The 5,294-nt window shown below is 72.2% G+C and carries 6 protein-coding genes; 5 read left to right on the forward strand and 1 reads right to left on the reverse strand.

Features of this window, described 5'->3' with window-relative positions:
- The 4 genes from AOK23_RS34295 to tsaE all read left to right on the forward strand — a co-directional run.
- A partial coding sequence (locus tag AOK23_RS34295; RefSeq protein ID WP_157878234.1) for a L,D-transpeptidase occupies window positions 1-570 on the forward strand: 570 nt, incomplete at its 5' end.
- A gap of 57 nt (window positions 571-627) precedes the next feature.
- Window positions 628-1,794 (forward strand): alanine racemase, encoded by a 1,167-nt coding sequence (gene alr / locus AOK23_RS34300; protein WP_055716438.1) that lies wholly within the window; start codon window positions 628-630, stop codon window positions 1,792-1,794.
- A gap of 189 nt (window positions 1,795-1,983) precedes the next feature.
- On the forward strand, window positions 1,984-3,228 hold the full coding sequence (locus tag AOK23_RS34305; RefSeq protein WP_055716439.1) for an alpha/beta fold hydrolase: 1,245 nt from the start codon (window positions 1,984-1,986) through the stop codon (window positions 3,226-3,228).
- Window positions 3,194-3,757, forward strand: a complete 564-nt coding sequence (gene tsaE / locus AOK23_RS34310; RefSeq protein ID WP_079049871.1) for a tRNA (adenosine(37)-N6)-threonylcarbamoyltransferase complex ATPase subunit type 1 TsaE — start codon at window positions 3,194-3,196, stop codon at window positions 3,755-3,757. The genes AOK23_RS34305 and tsaE overlap by 35 nt, the downstream gene beginning before the upstream one ends.
- A 560-nt stretch (window positions 3,758-4,317) precedes the next feature.
- On the opposite strand, the gene AOK23_RS34315 is transcribed toward tsaE, so the two are convergent.
- On the reverse strand, window positions 4,318-4,878 hold the full coding sequence (locus AOK23_RS34315; protein ID WP_206336374.1) for a L,D-transpeptidase: 561 nt from the start codon (window positions 4,876-4,878) through the stop codon (window positions 4,318-4,320).
- Between the two features lie 124 nt (window positions 4,879-5,002).
- On the opposite strand from AOK23_RS34315, the gene tsaB reads away from it, so the two are divergent.
- On the forward strand, window positions 5,003-5,294 hold a 292-nt coding region (gene tsaB / locus AOK23_RS34320; RefSeq protein WP_063791455.1), incomplete at its 3' end, for a tRNA (adenosine(37)-N6)-threonylcarbamoyltransferase complex dimerization subunit type 1 TsaB.

Consider the following 5,294-nt stretch of genomic DNA (forward strand, 5'->3'; position numbering starts at 1 on the left):
GGGCCGTACCAGAAGCAGGTCGAGCGGTGGCTCAAGCGGAAGAACGCGGACGCGAAGCAGTCGCGGGCGGACTGCCTCGCCATCCGCGCGTTCCAGATCAAGGAGGGCATCAAGCCGGCGATCGGTTTCGCCGGGCCGGTGACCTGGGCGCGGATGCAGCTCCTTTCGGCCCGCAAGAACCCCAACGCGGCGGGGAAGTGCCCGGTCCGCACGTACCGGGTGGCGTGCGTGGACCTGACGCGGCAGCTGACCTGGGTGCAGAAGGGCAAGAAGGTGGTGTTCGGGCCGGCGCCGATCCGCAGCGGGCGGCGGCAGTACCCGACCCGCGCGGGCTGGCACACGGTGTACTGGAAGCACAAGAACCACTGGTCGACGCTGTATCACCAACCGATGCCGTACGCGCAGTTCTTCAGCGGGGGGCAGGCGTTCCACGCCGTGTACGGGTCCATCTACACGGAGATCGGGTCCATGGGGTGCGTGAATCTGAAGCTGGCGGACGCGCGGACCCTGTGGGGGGTGCTGAAGACCAAGGACCGGGTGTTCGTGTGGGGGCGGCGGGCGGGTAAGTGAGCCCCGTGCATGGGGCGCCGGAGGGGTGTCCCCGGGCTCTGAGACACTGGGGCTGACATGAGTGAGACAGCGCCTTCGCGGACCGCGCCCCTGCGGGCCCGCGCCGAGATCGATCTGGATGCCCTGCGGGCCAACGTGCGGACCTTGCGCGCGCTGGCGCCGGGTGCTGCCCTGATGGCCGTCGTCAAGTCCGACGCGTACGGCCACGGGGCGGTGCGGTGTGCGCGGGCCGCGATCGAGGCGGGGGCCGCCTGGCTGGGTACGGCCACGCCCGAGGAGGCGCTGGCGCTCCGCGCTGCGGGGCTGCCGGGGCGCATCATGTGCTGGCTCTGGGCGCCGGGCGGACCGTGGCGGGAGGCGATCGAGGCCGACCTCGACGTGTCGGTCAGCGGTCTGTGGGCGCTGAGGGAGGTCACCGACGCCGCCCGCGCGGTGGGTGCACGCGCGCGTGTGCAGCTCAAGGCCGACACGGGGCTCGGGCGCAACGGCTGCCAGCCGGAGGACTGGGCGGAGCTGGTCACCGAGGCGCTGGCCGCCGAGGCCGAGGGGCTCGTCACCGTCACCGGGATCTGGTCGCACCTCGCGTGCGCCGACGAGCCGGGGCACCCGTCCATCGCCGCGCAGCTCGGCCTCTTCCGCGAGATGGTGACGTACGCGGAGGGCCAGGGCGTACGGCCCGAGGTGCGGCACATCGCCAACTCGCCCGCCACGCTCACCCTCCCGGAGAGCCACTTCGACCTCGTCCGGGCGGGCATCGCCCTCTACGGCATCTCGCCCAGCCCGGAGCTGGGCAGTTCGGCCGACCTCGGGCTGCGTCCCGTGATGCGGCTCAGCGCCTCGCTCGCCCTGGTCAAGCATGTGCCCGGGGGGCACGGCGTCAGCTACGGGCACCACTACGTCACCCCGGGCGCCACGACGCTCGGCCTCGTCCCCGTCGGCTATGCGGACGGCATCCCCCGGCACGCCTCCGGCACCGGGCCCGTCCTCGTCGGCGGGAAGTGGCGGACGGTCGCGGGCCGGGTCGCGATGGACCAGTTCGTCGTCGACCTCGGCGGGGACGAACCCGCCGTGGGCGACGAGGTGGTGCTGTTCGGCGCCGGCGACGACGGCGAACCGACCGCCGAGGACTGGGCGAAGGCGGCCGGAACCATCGGGTACGAGATCGTGACCCGCATCGGAACCCGTGTCCCGCGCGTCTACGTCAACACGGGTGAGCAGGCGTGAGGAAACCCGTACCCACGAACGGGTGAGCGTGTGAGCTGCCCCGCAGGTGTGAACGCGCCCGCGTCGACGCGAGTACAACACGAGTAAGTGCGAGTACACCACGAGTAAGTGAAAGACGAACGAGACGGGAAACTCCGTACGGGTGTGCGGAGCGGCTAGGGCCCGAGGGCCGGCGAAGAGGAGCGGGATGTGAGCGAGAGCAGCGCGGAGGCCGTGGAGGCCGTCGCGAGCGCGGCCGCCACAGCCGCGTCCGCCGCCGCCGGCGGGACCTGGCGCAGGGCCGGCGTCGCGGGGGCGGCGATAGGTGTGGTCGCCGCGGGCGCGGCCGCCGGTGTCGCCATAGAGCGGCTCACCGTGGGCCGCGGCATGCGCAGGAAGGCCCGGCTCGCGCTCGACTCCACGGGCCCGTACGGGACGCTGCGCGGCACCCCCGGCAAGGCGTACGCGGACGACGGCACCGAGCTGTACTACGAGGTCGACGACATCGAGCCCGAGGCCGGCCTCGCGCCCCGCAGACGCCGCCTCTTCGGCCGTAAGTCCCCCGCCCCCGTCACCGTCGTCTTCAGCCACGGCTACTGCCTCAACCAGGACTCCTGGCACTTCCAGCGGGCCGCGCTGCGCGGTGTCGTACGGACCGTGCACTGGGACCAGCGCAGCCACGGCCGCTCCGGACGGGCCCAGGCCGTCGACGGCGCGCCGGTCACCATCGACCAGCTCGGGCGCGATCTCAAGGCCGTGATCGACGCGGCCGTACCCGAGGGGCCCATCGTGCTCGTCGGGCACTCCATGGGCGGGATGACCGTCATGGCCCTCGCCGCCCACTACCCCGATCTGATCCGCGAGCGGGTCGTCGCCGTCGCCCTGGTCGGTACGTCGTCGGGGCGGCTCGGCGAGGTCAACTTCGGGCTGCCCGTCGCGGGCGTCAACGCGGTGCGGCGGGTGCTGCCGGGGGTGCTCAGGGCGCTCGGGCAGCAGGCCGCGCTGGTGGAGCGGGGGCGGCGGGCGACCGCCGATCTGTTCGCCGGGATCATCAAGCGGTACTCGTTCGCGTCGCGGGACGTCGACCCGGCGGTCGCGCGGTTCGCCGAGCGGATGATCGAGGGCACCCCGATCGACGTCGTCGCGGAGTTCTACCCTGCGTTCACCGAGCACGACAAGACGGAGGCGCTCTCGGCGTTCGCCGAGCTGCCGGTGCTCGTGCTGGCCGGGGTCAAGGACCTCGTCACGCCGAGCGAGCACAGCGAGGCGATCGCCGATCTGCTGCCGGACGCGGAGCTGGTGCTCGTGCCGGACGCCGGGCACCTGGTGATGCTGGAGCACCCCGAGGTGGTCACCGACCGGCTCGCCGACCTGCTGACCCGGGCGGGTGCCGTGCCGATGGGGGCTACCGTAAGTGGTTATGGAAGCGCCAGCAGCACGGTACGTCCCGGGTGAGCCCGGGGTCGTCCCCTCTTCACCCTCGTCGCCTTCGTCGTCCGTGACGTCCTACGAGGCCGTCGTGCAGTCTCCCGAGCAGATGCTGGAGTTGGGCCGTCGGCTGGCCAAACTGCTGCGTCCGGGTGATCTCGTCATGCTCAACGGGGAGCTGGGCGCCGGGAAGACGACCCTGACCCGGGGGCTCGGGGAAGGGCTCGGGGTGCGCGGAGCCGTCACCTCGCCGACGTTCGTCATCGCGCGCGTGCATCCCGCGCTGGGGGAGGGGCCGCCGCTCGTCCACGTCGACGCGTATCGCCTGGGCGGAGGGCTGGACGAGATGGAGGACCTCGATCTCGACGTCTCGCTGCCGGATTCGGTGATCGTGGTGGAGTGGGGCGAGGGGAAGGTCGAGGAGCTGACCGACGACCGGCTCCATGTCGTCATCCACCGGGCGGTCGGCGACACCACCGACGAGGTGCGGCACGTGACCGTCACCGGGCTCGGGGAGCGGTGGGCCTCCGTCGAGCTGGGAGTCCTGTCGGCCTGAGGCCGGGAGGACTGTGGCCCACGGCTGGGCCTGTCGGCCTGTCGGCCTGTCGGCCTGAGCGGGGCGGCGCCTGATTTGTCGTGGGGCGGTCGCCTCTTGTGTCGGTTCCGACAAGGTGTCGGCAAAAAGTTGCTTTGGCGCTTCCGGCGTGGTCACATGGTAACCAGTCCTTGGTTAGGTCTACCTAACTTGGTTCGCCGGTGGCACCAGGAGGCGTCCATGCAGGGTTCGGAGCGGCGGGATGGGCGGCCGTCCGGAGCGGGCTCCGGGGCGGCGTCCGGTGCGGCCTCCGGGGTTGCCGGGGTGTCGATGCGGGATCTGTTGGCCAGCTGTGCGGCGGCGAAGGTGGTGTCCACGCCGGCGGCTCCGCCGGTTCGGGGGGAGGAACGGCGGGCGGTGGAGCGGCGGCACCCCCGGGCTGCCTAGAGGTTGCGCGCCGGGAGGGGTGTCCTGGGCCGTGTCGCGGCTGCGGGTGGGTGGGGGCTTGGCGCGCAGTTCCCCGCGCCCCTAAAAGAACCGGCGGTTCCCTTTGGCGGTGACCATGCAGACGCCCTCTCCCGCTACTTGACCACGACCACCTTCGTGCCGATGCCCGCGAACTGCCACATCGCCTTGCCGTCCTTGCGGGACTCTCGGATGCCGCCCGTCTTGACGGCGGGGTCGGGCTGGGGGGTGGAGCCGTCCACCGCCGCGCTGAAGCCGATGACCACGCCGTCGATCGAGGCGAAGCGGACGACGTGTTCGATGGGGGTGCCGTCGGAGCCGGTGATGGCGGCGGAGCGGGACGTGACCGTGTAGCTGGCGGGGGTGGGGTCCACCGCGCTGGGCGTGACCTCGAAGGTGCGGGTGACCTTCTCGTTCGCGCCGACCAGCCAGACGCGGTCCTCGTCCAGGGAGTAGACGACGCGCTCGCCGGTGCCCGAACCCTTGGGCAGGAGGAGGTCGTCGTCCTTCTCCTTGCCGGCGGGGGCCTTGGACTTCTTGGCCGCCGGTGTCTTCGAGGAGGACGGCTTGCCGAGGTCGTCCGGCGCGCTGGCCGACGCCTGGTAGGTGAGGAAACCGACTGCGGCGATCGCCGCCGCCGTGAGCCCGGCCACGAATCCCGAGCTGCTGCTGGCCACCTTCTGCGCCCACCTCTCGTACGCACGTACGCCCTTGATGTACGTCTGTGCTGTGACGGTAGCAGCAGAGGGACGGTGCACCGGGTCGGCCGTGGCCCGGGCCGAAGCGCCGTAGGCTGTTTGCGTGCTCTTGCTCGCTCTGGATACCGCCACCCCCGCCGTCACCGTCGCGCTGCACGACGGGACGGATGTCGTCGCCGCGTCGAGCCAGGTGGACGCCCGTCGCCATGGGGAACTGCTGCTGCCCGCCGTCGACCGGGTCCTCGCCGAGGCGGGCGCCCGCCTCGACGCCGTCACCGCGATCGTCGTGGGCACCGGGCCCGGCCCCTACACCGGGCTCCGCGTCGGCCTGATGACCGCCGACACCTTCGGCCTCGCCCTCGGGGTCCCCGTCCACGGCCTGTGCACCCTCGACG

This window comes from Streptomyces torulosus, from assembly GCF_001419765.1.
Classification (GTDB): domain Bacteria; phylum Actinomycetota; class Actinomycetes; order Streptomycetales; family Streptomycetaceae; genus Streptomyces; species Streptomyces torulosus.